This window comes from Alistipes timonensis JC136, assembly GCF_900107675.1.
Taxonomy (GTDB): domain Bacteria; phylum Bacteroidota; class Bacteroidia; order Bacteroidales; family Rikenellaceae; genus Alistipes; species Alistipes timonensis.
On record NZ_FNRI01000004.1, the window covers coordinates 198,343 to 215,426 of the forward strand.

The window sequence follows — 17,084 nt, forward strand, 5'->3', positions numbered from 1 at the left end:
GTATGAGGGTTAATTCTTGGGCGGGGGATTAGCGGAAAACGAGCTCTACGGGCCGCGGGATGCTTTTGCCCTCGGGGAGCTGGATGCTCAGCACGCCCTCGGTTTCGATCGGGCGGCCGTTCTTCCGGGCCGGCTGCCAGCGCGGGGCGTCGGCCACGGCTTTCAGCACGCGTCGTTTGAGGCGGTTGTCGGTCGATTCGAGCTCCTGGTGGACGACGGTGTCGCCCTCGGGGGTGATTTTGTAGCGCAGGACCACGCGGGCGGCGGGTTCGCTCGCATCCCACCGCACCCGGCTGGCGATATAGTGCCCGAACGTGGAGTCGGCGGGGAAAGCCGCAGGCTGGTCGTAGCGCAGGGTGATGAGCATCACGCCGTGCGCGGCCCGCTGGCCGTAACGGGCGATGGTCTCCTCGTCGGCGGGGAGCATCTCGACGTTCTCGATGTCCTCGGGCGGGATCGAGCGGATCTCCTTCATCTCCTTGCCGTTGACGATATACATCGGCGTAGGTTTCGGCGTCGCGGCTCGGACGGCTGCGGCGAAGCACAGGAGAAAGAGAAGTATGACGTATCTTTTCATAACCGTGAACATTTTATAGTCAGAACGGTCGGAAGGTGCGGGATATTGCCCGCTGAAACCCGTCTATACAGATGCGGGGGACCGGATAAGAAACGTTATGTCCCGCCGTCGCCCCTAAAACCCATCTTTAGATGGGCGGGGACTGGATGGGAAACGTTGTGTCCTGCCGCCGCCCTTAAAACCCGTCTATCAGATGGGTGAGGTCTGCGCAGCCGTTGCGCCGGAACCGCACCCCTTCCGCTTCGAGCAGCTCCCGCTGGGCGGTCCATCCGGGGGCCGTGCGGCCTGCGGCGTTGACGACCCGGTGGCAGGGAATTCCCGCCGGAGCCGCGGCCATCGCCCGTCCCACGCGGCGCGCGTATCCGGGCATGCCGGCCAACCGGGCCAACTGCCCGTAGGTCGCGATCCGCCCCGCAGGTATCTGCGCGACGATGTCCCAAATCTCGGCGTCGAAATCGGCGGGAAGGTGCATCAGAGCTCGCTCTCCTTCAGGCGTTCGGCGTTCTCGGCTACGATCAGGTGGTCGATGCAGTCCTGAATGTCGCCGTCCATGAAGGCCGCGAGGTTGTAGATCGTATAGTTGATGCGGTGGTCGGTGATGCGCCCCTGCGGGTAGTTGTAGGTGCGGATCTTGGCCGACCGGTCGCCCGTCGAAACCATCGTCTTGCGCTTCGAGGCGATCTCGTCGAGGTATTTCGAGTATTCGAGGTTGAAGACGCGCGTGCGCAGCTCCTCGAACGCCTTGTCGAAGTTCTTCAGCTGCGATTTCTGGTCCTGGCACTGCACGACGATACCCGTCGGGATGTGCGTCAGGCGGATGGCCGAGTAGGTCGTGTTGACCGACTGGCCGCCGGGGCCGCTCGCGCAGAAGATGTCCTTGCGGATGTCGTTCATCGAGATCTCCACGTCGAACTCCTCGGCTTCGGGCAGCACGGCCACCGAAGCGGCCGAGGTGTGCACGCGGCCCTGCGTCTCGGTCTGCGGCACGCGCTGCACGCGGTGCACGCCCGATTCGTATTTGAGCGTTCCGTAGACGTTCTGGCCCGAGACCTTCAGCACCACCTCTTTGAAGCCGCCCACGGCGCCCTCCGACGACGAGGTGATCTCGTAACGCCAGCCTTTCGACTCGATGTATTTGGTGTACATGCGCAGCAGGTCGCCGGCGAAGATCGCCGCCTCGTCGCCGCCCGTGCCGCCGCGGATTTCGACGATGGCGTTTTTCGAGTCCTGCGGGTCCTTGGGGATCAGCAGCAGTTTGATCTCCTCCTCCATCTGCACCAGCTGGGGCTCCAGTTCGGCGATCATCTCGCGGGCCATTTCGCGCATCTCCTCGTCCTTGTCCATAGCCAGCGTGTCCTTGGCTTCGGCGAGGTTGGCGACGGCCGTGCGGTAACGTTCCGAGGTCTCGATGATCGGTTCCAGCTCCTTGTACTCCTTGGTGAGCTGGATGAACTGTTTGACGTCGGCGATGACTTCGGGGTCGGTGAGTTTCTGCCCCGTCTCTTCGTATTTGAGCTTCAGACCGTCCAGGCGGTTCAATATGGTGTTGTCTGCCATGAATGTTTTATTTTGGCGGTAAAGATACGTAATAATCGGCAAACGGCAATGCGCGTCCCGAAAAAACGAAAAGAGGGACATGCCTCAGGCACGCCCCTCCCGTCTTGTCCTATCGGTTGATCTCCCGCAGCCAGTCCAGCACGGCGGCCTTCCAGATTTCGTGGTAGGGAAAGGTCGTGTGGAATCCCCAGCCGTGCTCGCCCATCGGGTAGATGTGCAGCGACGCTTTCACGCCGTGGGCTTTGAGCGCCTCGTAGTAGAGCGCGCTGTTGACCGGGGGCACGCCCGTGTCGTCGTCCGAGTGGAACAGCAGGGTCGGGGGCGTGGCTTCCGTCACGCGGTTCTGGAGCGAGTAGTATTCCGACTGTTCGGCCGTGCGGTCCTCTCCCAGCAGGTTGTCGAACGAGAACTGATGGCCTTTTCCGGGCTCGGCCGTGATGACCGGGTAGACGAGGATTGCAAAAGCGGGTTTGAAAGCCCCGAGGGTCGAAGCCGTGGCGGCCAGGTGGCCTCCGGCCGAGAAGCCCATGATGCCCACCTTGTCGGCGGTGAATCCCGTGGCGCCGGCCTCGAGGCCCGCCATGATGCGCAGTGCTTGCTGGACATCTTCCAGCGGCACCTCGGGGTGTCCGTTGGGCATGCGGTATTTCAGCACCGCGGCCGTGACGCCGTTCTGCGACAGCCAGCGGGCCACGTCGTGACCCTCGTGTCCGATGGCCAGCCCCAGGTAACTGCCTCCGGGGCAGATCACCACGGCCTGTCCGGTGGCGCGGGCCGGGTCGGCGGGGTAGATGCAGAGTTCGGTCTCGGTCGTGCGGATCGTGCGGGCCGGGTCGTCCTCTCCGGGGGCGAGGACGATGCGGTTGCTGTGGGGCGCCGTGGCGTTATCCCAGATTTTCAGCGTCGCGGCGGGTTCCTGCGACGTTGCGGCGAATGCGAAGAGGACCGCGGCTGCGGCCGGGAGTAGCTTTTTCATCGGGCGCGTGTTTTAATGTCTGCGGAGCCAGTCCAGCACGGCGTCCTGCCAGGCCTCCTTGTAACGGAACGATTTGCGGATGCCCCAGCCGTGGCCGCCTTTGGGATAAATGTGCATCGAAGCCTCGATGCCGTGCTCTTTCAGCGCCGTGTAATAGCACGTGCTGTTGACCGGCGGCACGCTCTTGTCGTCGTCCGAGAGCAGCAGCAGCGTCGGGGGCGTGGCTTCGGTCACGCGGTTTTCCAGCGAGTAGGTCGCGTCCTGCTCGGGGGTGCGCTCCGTGCTCAGCAGGTTGATAAACGTTCCCTGGTGGCGTTTGCCCCGTACGGCCGAGATGACCGGATAGAAGAGGATCGAGAAATCCGGCCGGACGCTGCCGATCGTCGAAGCCATCGCTGCGAGGTGGCCTCCGGCCGAGAATCCGGCGATGCCGACCTTGGGGCAGGTGAAGCCTTCGGCTCCCGGCACGTCGCCGCGCAGGATGCGCAGGGCTTGTTCGGCATCTTCCAGCGGCACCTCGGGGTGGTGGTTGGGCATGCGGTATTTCAGCACCGCGCCGGTGATGCCGTTCGCGGCGAGCCATTGCGCCACTTCATAGCCTTCGTGGTCGATGGCCAGCAGTCCGTAGCCGCCTCCGGGGCAGATCACGACGGCCTGACCGGTGGCTTTCGACGTGTCGGCCGGGAAGATGTAGAGTTCGGCGTCGGAGGTGTTTCTGAGCCGGTTGGGCTCTGTTTCCGTCTCCGGTGTGTCGATGCCGTTGCTGTGGGGCGCCGAGGCGTTGTCCCAGATGCGGACCGTCAGGGCTTGCCCGTAGTCTTTGGCGGAAGCGGATGTGCTCATAAGCAAAAATGCCAGGAAAAGTTGAAAGGTTTGTTTCATAATAGGACGTTTTTTGTCGGGTATTGTTTCCCGAAGGGGAAGCCCCTCCCGGGGACCGTTTAAGAAACGGTTTTTTAGAGGTGGAGGCGCGGACCCGGATCCGAGACCCGGCGACCGTGCACCGCCCCTAAACCCCGGCTCTTAAATTACGATGTTGATGATCTTGCCCGGCACGACGATGATCTTCTTCGGAGCCTTGCCGTCGAGCCACTTCTGCGCCTCGGGGGCCGTGACGACGTCGGCCTGAATCTCGGCGGGCGTCATCGACATGGCGTACTCCTTTTTGAAGCGGAGCTTGCCGTTGACCGACACGGGGTATTCGAAAGCGTCGAGCACGAGGTGCTTCTCGTCGAAGACCGGATAGGCGGCCGTGCAGACCGATTCGGTGTGTCCGAGCGCGGCCCACAGCTCCTCGGCGATGTGCGGGGCGAAGGGGGCGAGCAGCACGGTCAGCGGTTCGAGCACTTCGCGCTTCGAACACTCGCCCAGCTCGTTGAGACAGATCATGAAGGCCGCGACGGAGGTGTTGAACGAGAAATTCTCGATATCCTCCGACACCTTCTTAATGGTCTTGTGCAGCGTGCGGAGCTCTTTTTCGGTCGCCTTCTCGTCGGTGACGCACAGTTGTCCGTCGCGGTCGAAGAAGAGCCGCCAGAAACGGCGCAGGAACTTGTGCACACCGTCGATACCGTTCGTGTCCCAGGGTTTCGACTGCTCCAGCGGACCGAGGAACATTTCGTACATGCGCAGCGTGTCGGCGCCGTAGTTGTCGACGATGTAGTCGGGGTTCACGACGTTGTAGAACGACTTGGACATCTTCTCGATGGCCCAGCCGCAGACGTATTTGCCGTCTTCGAGGATGAACTCCGCGTCGTTGTACTCGGGCATCCACGCACGGAAGGCGCCGAGGTCGAGGATGTCGTTGCGGACGATGTTCACGTCGACGTAGAGCGCCTGCGTGTCGTACTGCTCTTTGAGGCCCAGCGACACGAACTTGTTGGTCCCCACGATGCGGTAGACGAAGTTCGAGCGTCCCTGGATCATGCCCTGGTTGACGAGCTTCCTGAAGGGCTCCTCCTCGCACACGGCTCCCAGATCGTAGAGGAACATGTTCCAGAAACGCGAGTACATCAGGTGTCCCGTGGCGTGCTCGATGCCGCCCACGTAGAGGTCCACGCTGCGCCAGTACTCGTCGGCCTCGCGGCTCACGAGCGCCTGGTCGTTGTGCGGGTCCATGTAGCGGAGGTAGTAGGCCGACGAGCCGGCGAATCCGGGCATCGTCGAGTATTCGTAGGGATAGCCTTCGGGCGTCGCCCAGTCTTTCACGCGGGCCAGCGGCGGCTCGCCCTGCTCCGTGGGGCCGAAATTCTCGATGGGCGGCAGCTCCAGCGGCAGTTTGTCTTCCGGAAGCGGGTAGGCCGTGTCGTCCTTGTAGTAGATCGGAAACGGCTCGCCCCAGTAGCGCTGGCGTGAGAAGATGGCGTCGCGCAAACGGTAGTTGACGAGTTTCTTGCCCAGTCCGCGCTTCTCGACTTCGGCGAACATTACCTGAATCGCCTCCTTTACATCCATCCCGTCGAGGAAATCCGAGTTGATTACTTTGCCCGATTTGGCGTCGTAAGACTCTTTCTCGATGTCGCCGCCCTCGACCACCGGAACGATCTCCAGCCCGAAGTGGCGGGCGAAGGCCCAGTCGCGCGAGTCGTGCGCCGGAACGGCCATGATGGCGCCCGTTCCGTAGCCTGCCAGCACGTAGTCGGAGATATAGATCGGAATGGCTTTTTTCGTGAAGGGATTGATCGCATACGACCCTGTGAATGCGCCGCTTACGCGCTTCGTGTCGGCAATGCGGTCGCGTTCCGAGCGCTTCTTGGTCTGGCAGATGTAATCCTCCACGGCGGCTTTGTTCTCGGGCGTCGTCAGCTCGCCGACCCACTCGTGTTCGGGGGCGATGACCATGAACGTCACGCCGAAAATCGTGTCGGGGCGGGTGGTGAAAATCTCGAGTTTCTTCGCCGAGTCCTGAATGTCGAAGAAGACCTGGGCGCCTTCGGAGCGGCCGATCCAGTTGCGCTGGATCTCTTTGAGCGAGTCGCTCCACTCGAGCTTGTCCAGTCCGTCGAGCATGCGCTGGGCGTAGGCGGTCACGCGCAGGAGCCATTGTTTCATGCGTTTCTGCTCGACCGGATAGCCGCCGCGGACCGAAAGTCCGTCGTGTACTTCGTCGTTGGCCAGCACGGTCCCCAGCTTCGGACACCAGTTGACCATCGTGTCGGCGCGGAACGCCAGCCGGTAGTTCTGGAGAATCTGCTCCTTTTCGGGTTCGCTTTTGGCCTTCCATTCGGCGGCCGTGAAGTGCATCTCGGTCGTGCAGGCCGCATCGACGCCCTCGGTGCCGCTCTTCTCGAACGCCGCGACGAGCTCCGCGACGGGGCGCGCCTGCTGCTTCGAACGGTCGTACCAATGGGAGAACATTTCGAGGAACGCCCACTGCGTCCACTTGTAGTAGCCGGGGTCGCACGTGCGCACCTCGCGGTCCCAGTCGAACGAGAAGCCGATCTTGTCGAGCTGCTCGCGGTAGCGGGCGATATTCTGCTCGGTGGTGACGGCCGGGTGCTGGCCCGTCTGGATGGCATACTGCTCGGCGGGCAGGCCGAATGCGTCGTATCCCATCGGGTGCAGGACGTTGAAGCCTTTCAGCCGCTTGTAGCGCGAGTAGATGTCCGAGGCGATATAGCCCAGGGGGTGTCCGACGTGCAGGCCCGCTCCCGACGGATAGGGGAACATGTCCAGCACATAGAATTTGGGCCGCGCGGGGTCGGCCTCCACCTTGTAGGTCTTGTCCGCCCGCCAGCGGCTTTGCCATTTGGCCTCGATCTCCTTGAAATTGTACTCCATATCTTTGAACGTTTTGTATTTTCGCTTCTCAATCCCGGTTCTTGGCCGGGTCTGCAAAAATAACAAAAGTTTTCCGATTTGTCATGCTTTCTGTTTTTGAGGGCATAAAAAACGGAACACGCCCCGAAAGGCGCGTCCCGTCATTGGACTGTGTGCGGAAGCCGGTTACTTGTAGAGCGGCACGACGCTCATCGAATAGGCTTCGCCGTGGCCCGTGCCGTCGGTGAGCGTGTGGAGTATCTCCTCGCCGTGCCACACGACGGCCGTGCGGGACGTTCCGAAGAGGGTTCCGGCGCTGAAAACGTCGTCGCCGTAGACGGCTATGGCGTAGGGCAGCGACCCCTGGGCCGAGCCGTCCGAAAGGTCGTAAAGTTCCCGTCCGTTTTTCCAGACGACGCCCTCGTTCTCGAAGCCGTCGACCTGGTAGCCCGCGGCGTAGAGCGCGCTCCCGGAGCGGCAGACGGCGGTGGCCTCGGCCGAGGAGGAGCCGTCGGTCAGCGTGTAGAGCAGGTCTGCGTCTTTCCAGACGACGGCCTGCGTGCCCACATAGCCTGCCGTGTAGAGCGTGCGGCCGTCGGCGCAGAGGGCGATGGCCCCGGCGTCGGTCTGTCCGTCGGTGAGCGTGAAATGCGCCTTGTCGTTCTTCCAGACCACGGCGAGCTGCTTTTCGAGACCGCTCTGGAGGCTGCCTGCGGCATATACGTCGCTTCCCGAGACGGTTACGGCCCGGGCCTGCGATACGGCGGGGCTCACCGAGTAGGCGTAAGCCTCCGCGCCGTCCTTCCAGATTTTGGCCGTCAGGGCGCCGTTCGTGTCCTCGCTGCCGGCGACATAGAGGCTGCCGTTCGCGGCCGATATCGAGTAGAGGTAGGCGCTGCCCGAAGCCGGCGCAACGGTGTATTTCAGCGCGCCGTTCACCCAGATCTTACCGACGATCGCGTCGCCCTGCTGTTCGTAGCCCGCGGTGTAGACCGTGCCGTTGTCGACCGAGACGGAGTAGGCCCAGGCGTTGTTCGTGCCGTCGGTCAGGGCGTAGAGTTCCTGCCCGTTTTTCCAGACTGTCGCCACGGATTTTCCGGACGGGGTTTTGTAACCTGCCGTGTAGATGTCGTAGCCCGAGGGCTTCGGCTGCCTGTCGTTGTCGTCGTCGCTGCACGCTCCCGAGCAGAGGGTTACTGCGAAGAGCGGCAGAAAAAGGTTGTGTAATAGTCGTTTCATGGTGTTTGCGGTACGGGATGTTCGGCGCCGGGGCATTCGGCGCTCCGGTGGTCCGTACCCCGCTTGGATGGCAAAGTCCGTGCCGCGGCGGGCGGCGGTTGGCGGTGGTGTATGACGTTGAAGATAAACCGGTTGATGAATTATATATAAGCAAAATGATTTATTATTGAAAATTCCATAAGCAAAAAGAATAGCAAATGGCGTAAATTCCTGTAAAATGGCGAAAAAAGATGCTCCTATATATTGTATTTCCGAAAAAATGCGTACCTTTGCAGTCCATTTTGGACAATGGAGATAGATTTTTTAACAATTAAAGGACAGTTTAAGCAATGCCAACTATTCAACAGTTAGTGAGAAACGGCCGTGTGAAGATGGACGACAAGTCGAAGTCTCCCGCACTGGCCGCGTGTCCGCAGCGCCGGGGCGTATGTACGCGTGTGTACACCACGACCCCGAAGAAGCCGAACTCGGCTATGCGTAAGGTAGCACGTGTGAGATTGACCAACGGCAAGGAGGTCAACGCCTACATCCCCGGAGAAGGCCACAACTTGCAGGAGCACTCCATCGTGCTCGTCCGCGGCGGTCGTGTGAAGGACCTCCCCGGTGTACGTTATCACCTGGTGCGCGGTGCGCTCGACTCGGCAGGCGTCGACGGACGTCGTCAGCGTCGTTCGAAGTACGGTGCAAAACGCCCCAAGGCAGGCAAGTAGTCAGAAGAATTTTTTAACAGATCATTTTTAAATAGCAATGAGAAAAGCTAAGCCAAAAAAGCGAATTCTACTTCCGGATCCGAAGTTCGGAGACGTGGCTGTGACCCGTTTCGTGAACAACCTTATGCTGGATGGTAAGAAGAGTATTGCCTACACGATTTTCTACGATGCGTTGGATATCGTCGGCAAGAAGATGAAGGATGCTGATAAATCTCCCCTGGAAGTCTGGAAACAGGCCTTGGAGAACATCACACCCCAAGTCGAAGTGAAATCGAAGCGTATCGGCGGTGCGACGTTCCAGGTTCCTATGGAGGTTCGTCCGGAGCGCAAGATTTCTATTTCCATGAAAAACCTTGTCCTCTATTCCCGCAAGCGCGCCGGCAAGACGATGGCAGACAAGCTTTCAGCTGAGATACTGGATGCCTTCAACCAGCAGGGTGCCGCCTTCAAACGTAAGGAGGAGATGCACCGCATGGCTGAGGCCAACAAGGCATTCGCACACTTTAGATTCTAAAAAGAGAGGATTGACAGATGGCAACCAGAGATTTAAAATATACTCGTAACATCGGCATCATGGCTCACATCGACGCCGGTAAGACCACCACATCCGAGCGAATCCTTTTCTACACGGGTAAGACCCACAAGATCGGTGAAACGCACGAAGGAGCAGCTACCATGGACTGGATGGTTCAGGAGCAGGAGCGCGGTATCACGATCACCTCGGCCGCTACGACCGCATTCTGGAACTACAAGGGCAATCAGTACCAGATCAACCTGATCGATACCCCGGGACACGTCGACTTCACGGTCGAGGTGGAGCGTTCGCTGCGCGTGCTGGACGGTGCTGTCGCTACGTTCTGCGCCGTGGGCGGCGTCGAGCCTCAGTCGGAGACGGTATGGCGTCAGGCCGACAAGTACAACGTTCCCCGCATCGGTTACGTCAACAAGATGGACCGCACGGGCGCCGACTTCCTGTCGGTGTGCGCGCAGATCAAAGAGCACTTCGGTGCTACGGCCCTTCCGGTCGTTCTGCCTATCGGCGCTGAGGACAAGTTCGAAGGTCTGGTAGACCTTATATATAATAATGCTATCTATTACTACGACGACAAGACCGTCCGCGATAACTTCGAGCTGAAGGAGATTCCCGAGTCGATGAAGGCTGAGGCCGCCGAGTGGCGCGCCAAACTCATCGAGGAGGTGGCTTCGACCGACGATGCGCTGATGGAGAAGTTCTTCGAGGATCCCGATTCGATCACCGCTGAGGAGCTGCTCGAGGCGATCCGCAAGGCTACGATCTCGATGCAGGTCGTGCCGATGCTCTGCGGTTCGTCGTTCCACAACAAGGGCGTGCAGAAATTGCTCGACTACGTGATGGCTTTCCTCCCCTCGCCGCTGGACCTGCCCGCAATTACGGGTATCAACCCCAAGACCGAGCAGGAAGAGACCCGCAACGCTACGGAGAGCGATCCTTTCTGCGGTCTGGCGTTCAAGATCGCTACCGACCCGTTCGTAGGCCGTCTGGCTTTCGTGCGCGTCTACTCGGGTAAGCTCGATGCAGGTTCCTACGTCCTGGATACGCGCAGCGGCAAACGCGAGCGTATCAGCCGTATCTACCAGATGCACGCCAACAAGCAGAACCCGATGGAGACCGTCGGCGCCGGAGACATCTGCGCAGCCGTAGGTTTCAAGGAGATCCGCACGGGAGACACGCTCTGCGCCGAGAACGCACCTATCGTTCTGGAGCAGATGACCTTCCCCGAGCCGGTGATCGGTTTGGCCGTAGAGCCCAAGACCCAGAAGGACCTCGACAAGCTCGGCATTGCCCTGGGCAAGCTGGCTGAGGAGGACCCCACCTTTACGGTTCACACCGACGAGGATTCGGGTCAGACGGTCATCAGCGGTATGGGTGAGCTTCACCTCGACATCATCGTAGACCGTCTGCGCCGCGAGTTCGGTGTGGAGATCAACCAGGGTGCCCCGCAGGTGAACTACAAGGAGTCGCTCACCAAGACGGTTCAGCACCGCGAGGTCTTCAAGAAGCAGACCGGTGGTCGCGGTAAGTTTGCCGACATCATCTTCGAAATCGGTCCTGCCGACGAGGGCAAGATGGGCCTTACGTTCGTCGATCAGGTGAAGGGCGGTAACATTCCCAAGGAGTTCATTCCTTCGGTTCAGAAGGGCTTCGAGTCGGCTATGGCCAACGGTGCTCTGGCCGGTTACCCGATGGACTCGATGAAGATCACGCTGCTCGACGGTTCGTTCCACCCGGTGGACTCCGACCAGCTGTCGTTCGAGATCGCTGCCCGCAACGGTTACCGTGCTGCCGCTCCCAAGGCAGGTTCGGTGATTCTGGAACCCGTGATGTCCGTGGAGGTCGTTACCCCCGAGGAGAACATGGGCGACATTATCGGCGACCTGAACAAGCGTCGCGGCCAGATTACCGGCATGGAGTCGAAGGGCACCGCCCGCGTGGTGAAAGCCAAGGTTCCCCTGTCGGAGATGTTCGGCTATGTGACCGTGCTGCGTACGATTTCGTCCGGCCGCGCCACTTCGTCCATGGAGTTCTCGCACTTCGAGGAAGTTCCTGCCGGTCTGGCCAAGGAGATCATCGAGAAGTCGAGTGGTAAACGTAAGGAAATAGAATAAGCAAACAATATGAACCAGAAGATTAGAATCAAATTAAAGTCATTCGATCACAATCTCGTGGACAAGTCGGCCGAGAAGATTGTGAAGACTGTGAAGAGCACGGGTGCCGTCGTGAGCGGCCCGGTGCCCCTTCCTACGCACAAGCAGATTTTTACGGTCAACCGCTCGACTTTCGTCAACAAGAAAGCCCGCGAGCAGTTCCAGCTCTGCACCTTCAAGCGTATCCTCGATATCTACTCGTCGACGCCCAAGACGATCGACGCGCTGATGAAGCTCGAGCTTCCCTCGGGCGTCGAGGTCGAGATCAAGGTGTGATAGTTTGAGCGACCTCCTGCCGGCCTCCGAAATGCCGTTTACGGCGTTTCGGACCGGGAGCCGGCGGGAGATAAACGTAACATCACTTTATACTATTTTATAACAAACAATTGACAACAAATGTCAGGACTTATTGGAAAGAAAATCGGAATGACTTCCGTTTACAGTGCCGAGGGTAAGAACATACCATGCACTGTCATTGAGGCTGGTCCGTGCGTTGTTACGCAAATCAAAACCGTCGAGAAGGATACCTACGAGGCGGTTCAGATTGCCTATGACGAAAAAAGTGAAAAGCACTCCACCAGCAGTTTGTTAGGTCACTTCAAAAAAGCCGGCACGACCCCGAAACGCAAGCTTGCGGAATTCAAGGACATGCCCGAAGTGGCACTCGGCGACACGCTGACCGTAGAGCTCTTCTCGGAGGAGGACTGGGTCGACGTGACCGGGATTTCGAAAGGTAAAGGCTTCCAGGGCGTCGTGAAACGTCACGGCTTCGGCGGCGTAGGCGGCCAGACCCACGGCCAGCACAACCGTGCGCGCAAGCCGGGTTCGCTGGGTGCGTCGTCCTATCCCTCGCGCGTCTTCAAGGGCAAACGTCTGCCCGGCCGGATGGGCGGTGAGCAGGTGAAGGTTTTGAACCTGCGTGTATTGAAAGTAATTCCCGAAAACAACCTGATCCTCGTGAAGGGGTCGATTCCGGGAGCTAAAGGTGCTTATTTAACGATTGAAAAGTAGTATGGAATTAGCTGTTTTAAACACACAAGGAAAAGAAACGGGTCGTAAGGTAGTCCTTTCGGATGCCGTTTTCGGAGTAGAGGCTAATGACCACGCTATCTACCTCGACGTGAAGCAGTACCTTGCCGATCAGCGTCAGGGTACGCACAAGTCGAAGCAGCGCAATGAAGTTGCCGGTTCGACCCGCAAGCTCAAGCGTCAGAAAGGCACTGGCGGTGCACGTGCGGGCAGCATCAAATCGCCCCTGTTCCCGGGCGGCGGCCGTATCTTCGGTCCCCAGCCCCGCGATTACAGCTTCAAACTCAACAAGAAGCTCAAGCAGCTGGCCCGCCGCAGCGCGCTGACTTACAAGGCTCAGGCCGGCGTCATCAGCATCGTCGAGGCCATCTCGATGGAGGCTCCCAAGACCAAGTCGGTAGTGGCTCTGGCCGAGGCGCTGAAGGTCGACGACAAGAAGGTTCTGCTCGTTCTTCCGGAATCGAACGTGAACCTGCAGCTGTCGTGCCGCAACCTTACCTACGTGAAGCCTGTGCTGGCTCAGAACGTCTGCACGTACGACGTGATGAACGCATCGGCCATCGTAATGGTAGAGGGCGCTGAGAATGTATTGAATACGATGTTAGCTTAAAAACGCAAGTTACAATGAACATTATTATTAAGCCGGTTTTGACCGAAAAAATGACGATTCAGGGCGATAAGTTGAATCGCTACGGTTTTATCGTTGACGTAAAGGCTAACAAGCTGCAGATTCGCAATGCCGTAGAACAGATGTACAACGTCGTCGTTACGGACGTGAACACCGTGAACTACATGGGCAAACTCAAGAGCCGCTATACCAAGGCAGGTCTTCTGGAGGGTCGCGCCAATAACTTCAAGAAGGCTATCGTCACCTTGAAGGACGGAGACAAGATCGATTTTTACAGTAATATCTAACGAAGATGGCAGTAAGAAAATTTAAACCTGTTACCGCAGGTACGAGACATAAAATTGTCGGCACGTTCGACGAGATAACGACGAACAAGCCGGAGAAGTCGCTTCTGAGCCCCAAAAAGAGCTCGGGCGGCCGTAACAGCGCCGGTAAGATGACGGTTCGCTATATCGGCGGCGGTCACAAGCAGATGTATCGTAATGTCGACTTCAAACGTGCGAAGGACGGCATGGCTGCAACGGTAAAATCGATCGAGTACGACCCCAATCGTACCGCACGCATTGCACTTCTGGTTTACGCTGACGGTGAGAAGAGCTACATCATCGCACCCAACGGACTCCAGGTTGGTCAGACCGTCATGAGCGGCGCAGGCGTTGCTCCCGAGGTCGGAAACACGCTCTTCCTGAGCGAGATTCCCCTGGGTACGGTCGTGCACAACATTGAACTCTACCCCGGTCAGGGTGCCGCCATGGCACGTTCGGCCGGTTCCTACGCCCAGTTGTTGGCTCGTGAGGGCAAATTCGCCATCATCAAGCTGCCTTCGGGCGAGACTCGTATGGTACTCGTAACTTGCCGTGCTACGGTGGGTGTTGTGTCGAATGTCGACCACAGCCTCGAGCAGTCGGGCAAGGCCGGACGCGAGCGTTGGCTCGGTCGTCGTCCCCGCACCCGTGGTGTCGTCATGAACCCGGTGGATCACCCGATGGGTGGTGGCGAAGGACGTGCGTCGGGTGGTCACCCGCGTTCGCGCAAGGGTCTGCTTGCCAAGGGTTATAAGACTCGTAACCCGAAGAAGACGACCTCGAAGTTTATTATTTCCAAGAAGAAAAAATAATTAAATAAGAGTACATAATGAGCCGTTCATTAAAAAAAGGACCGTTTATCGACCCCAAGCTCGAGGCGAAAGTCATCGCCCAGGCCGAAGGGAACAAAAAATCGGTAATCAAAACATGGTCGCGTGCAAGTATGATCTCGCCTGATTTTGTAGGTCAGACGGTAGCTGTCCACAACGGAAACAAATTCATTCCGGTGTATGTAACAGAGAACATGGTAGGTCACAAACTCGGTGAGTTTGCTCCCACCCGCAACTTCCGCGGTCACGCAGGTAACAAGAAAAAATAGGTAGAAAATGGGTGCAAGAAAAGCAAATATGGCCGAGAAAATGAAGGCCGAAAAGAAGCAGAAGGCAATCGCCATTATGCGTGACTGCCCGACCTCTCCCCGTAAGATGCGCCTGGTGGCCGACATCATCCGCGGTGTGGAGATCAACAAGGCTCTGGGCATCCTTCGTTACTCGAAGAAGGAGGCGTCGATTCGTATGGAGAAGCTCCTCAAGTCGGCGATCGCCAACTGGGAGACCAAGAACGAGTCGGAGCGTCTGGAGGACACGAAGCTCTGCGTGAAAGAGGTATTCGTCGACTGCGGTCGCATGCTGAAGCGTATTCAGGCTGCTCCCCAGGGTCGCGCACACCGTATCCGCAAGCGTTCGAACCACGTGACGATCGTAGTTGACAAAATGGTAACCGTAGAAAACAAGTAATCAGATGGGACAGAAAGTTAATCCGATAGCAAATCGTCTTGGCATCATCCGCGGTTGGGATTCCAACTGGTTCGGAGGCAAGGATTTCTCCGACAAACTCGTCGAGGACGCCAAGATTCGCAAGTATCTGAATGTCCGTCTGGCCAAGGCGAGCATCTCGAAGATCATCATCGAGCGCACGCTGAAACTCGTGACGGTTACGATTTCGACTGCCCGTCCGGGTATCATCATCGGCAAGGGCGGCCAGGAGGTCGACAAACTGAAGGAGGAGCTGAAGAAGCTCACCGGCAAGGAGATCCAGATCAACATTTTCGAGGTGAAGCGCCCCGAGGTGGACGCCGTGATCGTCGGTCAGAACATCGCCCGCCAGCTGGAGGGCCGTGTATCGTTCCGTCGTGCCGTGAAGATGGCCGTGGCTTCGACCATGCGCATGGGTGCCGAGGGTATCAAAATTCAGGTTGCCGGCCGTGTGGGCGGCGCCGAGATGGCCCGTACCGAGACGATCAAGGAAGGCCGCATTCCGCTGCACACGTTCCGCGCAGATATCGACTACTGCCTGACGGAGGCGCTCACCAAGGTGGGTATCCTGGGCGTGAAGGTCTGGATCTGCCAGGGCATCGTCTACGGAAAGCGCGACCTGTTCGAGATCGCAGGCGCTTCGGCGCAGGCTCCCTCGGGTGACCGCGGTGAGCGCGGCGACCGTCGTGGCGGACGCGGCGACCGTGGTGACCGTCGCGGTGGCGATCGTCGTGGCGGAGACCGTCGCGGAGGACGCGGAGACCGTCGCAACAACAATCAGTAGTAAGTAGGACCTTTTTAAAGCAGAACTAACATGTTACAGCCGAAAAAGACCAAATTTAGAAGAATGCAGAAAGGCCGTATGAAAGGTATCGCTCAGAGAGGAAACCAACTTGCATACGGATCGTTCGCAATCAAGGCACTTGAATCGACCTGGATCACAGGTCGTCAGATAGAGGCGGCCCGTCAGGCCATTACGCGTTACATGAAGCGTGAAGGTCAGCTGTGGATCCGCATCTTCCCCGACAAACCCATCACGAAGAAGCCCGCCGAGGTGCGTATGGGTAAGGGTAAGGGTAATCCCGAAGGCTTCGTGGCGCCAGTTACGCCCGGCCGCATTCTCTTCGAGGCCGAAGGTGTGCCCCTGGCAATCGCCCAGGAGGCGCTGCGCCTGGGAGCCCAGAAGTTGCCCATTACCACCAAGTTTATCGTAAGACGTGACTACGTCGAAACCACAATTTAAGGGAACGCAAAATGAAAAGTGCAGAAATCAAGGATATTTCGATCAAGGACCTGCAGGAACGCATCGAGACCGAAAAGGCCCAGCTCGGGAAGTTGAAGGTGCAGCACGCAGTGTCCCCCGTCGAGAACCCGTCGATCATCAAGAAGAACCGCAGAGATATAGCTCGCATGCTGACCATTCTGCGTCAAAAAAACGCTAAATAAGTAACAACTATGGAAAGAAATCTTAGAAAAGAGCGTATCGGTGTGGTTGTCAGCAACAAGATGGAGAAGACCATTGTGGTTGCAGTAGCACGTAAGGTGAAGCATCCTATCTACGGCAAGTTCGTGAACAAGACGACGAAATTCGTCGCCGAGTCGCTCGACGAGACCTGCAAGGAGGGTGATACCGTGCGTATCATGGAAACCCGCCCGCTGAGCAAGACGAAGCGTTGGAGATTAGTACAAATCATTGAAAGAGCTAAGTAGTTATGATACAACAGGAAAGTAGACTCATTGTAGCTGATAACAGCGGTGCGAAGGAGGTCCTCTGCATCCGGGTGCTCGGCGGCACGAAGCGCCGTTACGCATCCATCGGCGATAAGATCGTCGTGGCTGTGAAGAGCGCGACTCCCTCGGGCGATGTCAAGAAGGGAGCCGTATCGAAGGCTGTAGTCGTGAGAACCACGAAGGAAATCAGGCGTGCAAACGGTTCGTACATTCGTTTCGACGACAACGCCGTGGTGCTGCTTAACAACCAGGGTGAAATGCGCGGTACTCGTATTTTCGGCCCCGTAGCTCGCGAGCTGCGCGACCAGTATATGAAGATTATCTCCCTCGCACCCGAAGTACTGTAATCATAA

22 protein-coding genes are annotated in these 17,084 nt (G+C 58.4%); 15 read left to right on the forward strand and 7 right to left on the reverse strand.

Annotated features, from left to right (window positions below; all coding sequences use genetic code 11):
• Positions 1 to 28: 28 nt before the first annotated feature.
• The 7 genes from BLU78_RS06915 to BLU78_RS06945 all read right to left on the reverse strand — a co-directional run bounded on the left by BLU78_RS06915 (position 29) and on the right by BLU78_RS06945 (position 8,108).
• Positions 29 to 577: an energy transducer TonB gene (locus BLU78_RS06915; RefSeq protein ID WP_026020719.1), complete on the reverse strand. Its 549-nt coding sequence runs from the start codon at positions 575 to 577 to the stop codon at positions 29 to 31.
• A gap of 175 nt (positions 578 to 752) precedes the next feature.
• Positions 753 to 1,049: an MGMT family protein gene (locus tag BLU78_RS06920; protein WP_010262336.1), complete on the reverse strand. Its 297-nt coding sequence runs from the start codon at positions 1,047 to 1,049 to the stop codon at positions 753 to 755.
• A complete protein-coding gene (prfA, locus tag BLU78_RS06925) occupies positions 1,049 to 2,134 on the reverse strand; it encodes a peptide chain release factor 1 (RefSeq protein WP_010262339.1) in 1,086 nt (361 codons plus the stop codon). Before prfA ends, BLU78_RS06920 begins: the two co-directional genes overlap by 1 nt.
• A gap of 109 nt (positions 2,135 to 2,243) precedes the next feature.
• Entirely contained in the window at positions 2,244 to 3,110 is an 867-nt protein-coding gene (locus tag BLU78_RS06930) for an alpha/beta hydrolase (RefSeq protein ID WP_010262343.1), read from the reverse strand.
• Positions 3,111 to 3,122: 12 nt separating this feature from the next.
• Positions 3,123 to 3,992 (reverse strand): alpha/beta hydrolase, encoded by an 870-nt coding sequence (locus BLU78_RS06935; protein WP_371826283.1) that lies wholly within the window; start codon positions 3,990 to 3,992, stop codon positions 3,123 to 3,125.
• Positions 3,993 to 4,133: 141 nt separating this feature from the next.
• Positions 4,134 to 6,890, reverse strand: coding sequence for a leucine--tRNA ligase (leuS, locus tag BLU78_RS06940; RefSeq protein ID WP_010262348.1), 2,757 nt, complete (start codon positions 6,888 to 6,890; stop codon positions 4,134 to 4,136).
• 165 nt (positions 6,891 to 7,055) lie between these two features.
• The gene (locus BLU78_RS06945; protein ID WP_010262352.1) at positions 7,056 to 8,108 is read right to left on the reverse strand and encodes a WD40 repeat domain-containing protein; all 1,053 of its coding nucleotides are present in this window, start codon (positions 8,106 to 8,108) and stop codon (positions 7,056 to 7,058) included.
• A 329-nt stretch (positions 8,109 to 8,437) separates the two neighbouring features.
• Here BLU78_RS06945 and rpsL point away from each other — a divergent pair, with 329 nt between their 5' ends.
• The 15 genes from rpsL (at position 8,438) to rplN (ending at position 17,078) form a co-directional block, all read left to right on the forward strand.
• Positions 8,438 to 8,818, forward strand: a complete 381-nt coding sequence (gene rpsL / locus BLU78_RS06950; RefSeq protein ID WP_010262354.1) for a 30S ribosomal protein S12 — start codon at positions 8,438 to 8,440, stop codon at positions 8,816 to 8,818.
• A 37-nt stretch (positions 8,819 to 8,855) separates the two neighbouring features.
• Positions 8,856 to 9,332, forward strand: a complete 477-nt coding sequence (gene rpsG, locus BLU78_RS06955) for a 30S ribosomal protein S7 (protein WP_010262357.1) — start codon at positions 8,856 to 8,858, stop codon at positions 9,330 to 9,332.
• Between the two features lie 17 nt (positions 9,333 to 9,349).
• Positions 9,350 to 11,464 (forward strand): elongation factor G, encoded by a 2,115-nt coding sequence (gene fusA / locus BLU78_RS06960; RefSeq protein ID WP_026020720.1) that lies wholly within the window; start codon positions 9,350 to 9,352, stop codon positions 11,462 to 11,464.
• A gap of 9 nt (positions 11,465 to 11,473) precedes the next feature.
• Positions 11,474 to 11,779, forward strand: coding sequence for a 30S ribosomal protein S10 (rpsJ, locus tag BLU78_RS06965; RefSeq protein WP_004329464.1), 306 nt, complete (start codon positions 11,474 to 11,476; stop codon positions 11,777 to 11,779).
• A 120-nt stretch (positions 11,780 to 11,899) separates the two neighbouring features.
• Positions 11,900 to 12,514 carry a 50S ribosomal protein L3 gene (gene rplC, locus BLU78_RS06970; protein ID WP_010262376.1) on the forward strand — a complete coding sequence of 205 codons (615 nt, stop codon included), beginning with the start codon at positions 11,900 to 11,902 and terminating at the stop codon, positions 12,512 to 12,514.
• 1 nt (position 12,515) lies between these two features.
• Positions 12,516 to 13,142 (forward strand): 50S ribosomal protein L4, encoded by a 627-nt coding sequence (gene rplD, locus BLU78_RS06975; RefSeq protein ID WP_010262380.1) that lies wholly within the window; start codon positions 12,516 to 12,518, stop codon positions 13,140 to 13,142.
• A 14-nt stretch (positions 13,143 to 13,156) separates the two neighbouring features.
• Positions 13,157 to 13,447: a 50S ribosomal protein L23 gene (gene rplW, locus BLU78_RS06980; RefSeq protein WP_010262383.1), complete on the forward strand. Its 291-nt coding sequence runs from the start codon at positions 13,157 to 13,159 to the stop codon at positions 13,445 to 13,447.
• 5 nt (positions 13,448 to 13,452) lie between these two features.
• Positions 13,453 to 14,277: a 50S ribosomal protein L2 gene (rplB, locus tag BLU78_RS06985; protein ID WP_010262385.1), complete on the forward strand. Its 825-nt coding sequence runs from the start codon at positions 13,453 to 13,455 to the stop codon at positions 14,275 to 14,277.
• A 17-nt stretch (positions 14,278 to 14,294) separates the two neighbouring features.
• Positions 14,295 to 14,564, forward strand: a complete 270-nt coding sequence (rpsS, locus tag BLU78_RS06990) for a 30S ribosomal protein S19 (protein ID WP_010262388.1) — start codon at positions 14,295 to 14,297, stop codon at positions 14,562 to 14,564.
• A gap of 7 nt (positions 14,565 to 14,571) precedes the next feature.
• The gene (rplV, locus tag BLU78_RS06995; RefSeq protein WP_026020721.1) at positions 14,572 to 14,982 is read left to right on the forward strand and encodes a 50S ribosomal protein L22; all 411 of its coding nucleotides are present in this window, start codon (positions 14,572 to 14,574) and stop codon (positions 14,980 to 14,982) included.
• A gap of 4 nt (positions 14,983 to 14,986) precedes the next feature.
• Positions 14,987 to 15,784 carry a 30S ribosomal protein S3 gene (rpsC, locus tag BLU78_RS07000; RefSeq protein WP_010262394.1) on the forward strand — a complete coding sequence of 266 codons (798 nt, stop codon included), beginning with the start codon at positions 14,987 to 14,989 and terminating at the stop codon, positions 15,782 to 15,784.
• A gap of 30 nt (positions 15,785 to 15,814) precedes the next feature.
• Positions 15,815 to 16,243 carry a 50S ribosomal protein L16 gene (rplP, locus tag BLU78_RS07005; protein ID WP_010262397.1) on the forward strand — a complete coding sequence of 143 codons (429 nt, stop codon included), beginning with the start codon at positions 15,815 to 15,817 and terminating at the stop codon, positions 16,241 to 16,243.
• 11 nt (positions 16,244 to 16,254) lie between these two features.
• Complete coding sequence (rpmC, locus tag BLU78_RS07010; protein ID WP_010262400.1) at positions 16,255 to 16,446, forward strand: 50S ribosomal protein L29; 192 nt, start codon at positions 16,255 to 16,257, stop codon at positions 16,444 to 16,446.
• A gap of 9 nt (positions 16,447 to 16,455) precedes the next feature.
• Entirely contained in the window at positions 16,456 to 16,710 is a 255-nt protein-coding gene (rpsQ, locus tag BLU78_RS07015) for a 30S ribosomal protein S17 (RefSeq protein WP_009597655.1), read from the forward strand.
• Between the two features lie 2 nt (positions 16,711 to 16,712).
• On the forward strand, positions 16,713 to 17,078 hold the full coding sequence (gene rplN / locus BLU78_RS07020) for a 50S ribosomal protein L14 (RefSeq protein ID WP_010262407.1): 366 nt from the start codon (positions 16,713 to 16,715) through the stop codon (positions 17,076 to 17,078).
• Positions 17,079 to 17,084: the final 6 nt, after the last annotated feature.

What these genes read in the sequence shown, in the direction of transcription:
- rpsC (WP_010262394.1), top strand. Translation starts at nt 14,987, where the DNA reads ATGGGACAGAAAGTTAATCCGATAGCAAATCGTCTTGGCATCATCCGC.
- rplD (WP_010262380.1), top strand. Translation starts at nt 12,516, where the DNA reads ATGGAATTAGCTGTTTTAAACACACAAGGAAAAGAAACGGGTCGTAAG.
- fusA (WP_026020720.1), top strand. Translation starts at nt 9,350, where the DNA reads ATGGCAACCAGAGATTTAAAATATACTCGTAACATCGGCATCATGGCT.
- BLU78_RS06930 (WP_010262343.1), bottom strand. Translation starts at nt 3,110, where the DNA reads ATGAAAAAGCTACTCCCGGCCGCAGCCGCGGTCCTCTTCGCATTCGCC.
- BLU78_RS06915 (WP_026020719.1), bottom strand. Translation starts at nt 577, where the DNA reads ATGAAAAGATACGTCATACTTCTCTTTCTCCTGTGCTTCGCCGCAGCC.
- rplP (WP_010262397.1), top strand. Translation starts at nt 15,815, where the DNA reads ATGTTACAGCCGAAAAAGACCAAATTTAGAAGAATGCAGAAAGGCCGT.
- BLU78_RS06920 (WP_010262336.1), bottom strand. Translation starts at nt 1,049, where the DNA reads ATGCACCTTCCCGCCGATTTCGACGCCGAGATTTGGGACATCGTCGCG.
- leuS (WP_010262348.1), bottom strand. Translation starts at nt 6,890, where the DNA reads ATGGAGTACAATTTCAAGGAGATCGAGGCCAAATGGCAAAGCCGCTGG.
- rplC (WP_010262376.1), top strand. Translation starts at nt 11,900, where the DNA reads ATGTCAGGACTTATTGGAAAGAAAATCGGAATGACTTCCGTTTACAGT.
- rplV (WP_026020721.1), top strand. Translation starts at nt 14,572, where the DNA reads ATGGGTGCAAGAAAAGCAAATATGGCCGAGAAAATGAAGGCCGAAAAG.
- rpsJ (WP_004329464.1), top strand. Translation starts at nt 11,474, where the DNA reads ATGAACCAGAAGATTAGAATCAAATTAAAGTCATTCGATCACAATCTC.
- BLU78_RS06935 (WP_371826283.1), bottom strand. Translation starts at nt 3,992, where the DNA reads ATGAAACAAACCTTTCAACTTTTCCTGGCATTTTTGCTTATGAGCACA.
- BLU78_RS06945 (WP_010262352.1), bottom strand. Translation starts at nt 8,108, where the DNA reads ATGAAACGACTATTACACAACCTTTTTCTGCCGCTCTTCGCAGTAACC.
- rpsS (WP_010262388.1), top strand. Translation starts at nt 14,295, where the DNA reads ATGAGCCGTTCATTAAAAAAAGGACCGTTTATCGACCCCAAGCTCGAG.
- rpsL (WP_010262354.1), top strand. Translation starts at nt 8,438, where the DNA reads ATGCCAACTATTCAACAGTTAGTGAGAAACGGCCGTGTGAAGATGGAC.
- rplB (WP_010262385.1), top strand. Translation starts at nt 13,453, where the DNA reads ATGGCAGTAAGAAAATTTAAACCTGTTACCGCAGGTACGAGACATAAA.
- rplN (WP_010262407.1), top strand. Translation starts at nt 16,713, where the DNA reads ATGATACAACAGGAAAGTAGACTCATTGTAGCTGATAACAGCGGTGCG.
- prfA (WP_010262339.1), bottom strand. Translation starts at nt 2,134, where the DNA reads ATGGCAGACAACACCATATTGAACCGCCTGGACGGTCTGAAGCTCAAA.
- rplW (WP_010262383.1), top strand. Translation starts at nt 13,157, where the DNA reads ATGAACATTATTATTAAGCCGGTTTTGACCGAAAAAATGACGATTCAG.
- rpmC (WP_010262400.1), top strand. Translation starts at nt 16,255, where the DNA reads ATGAAAAGTGCAGAAATCAAGGATATTTCGATCAAGGACCTGCAGGAA.
- rpsQ (WP_009597655.1), top strand. Translation starts at nt 16,456, where the DNA reads ATGGAAAGAAATCTTAGAAAAGAGCGTATCGGTGTGGTTGTCAGCAAC.
- rpsG (WP_010262357.1), top strand. Translation starts at nt 8,856, where the DNA reads ATGAGAAAAGCTAAGCCAAAAAAGCGAATTCTACTTCCGGATCCGAAG.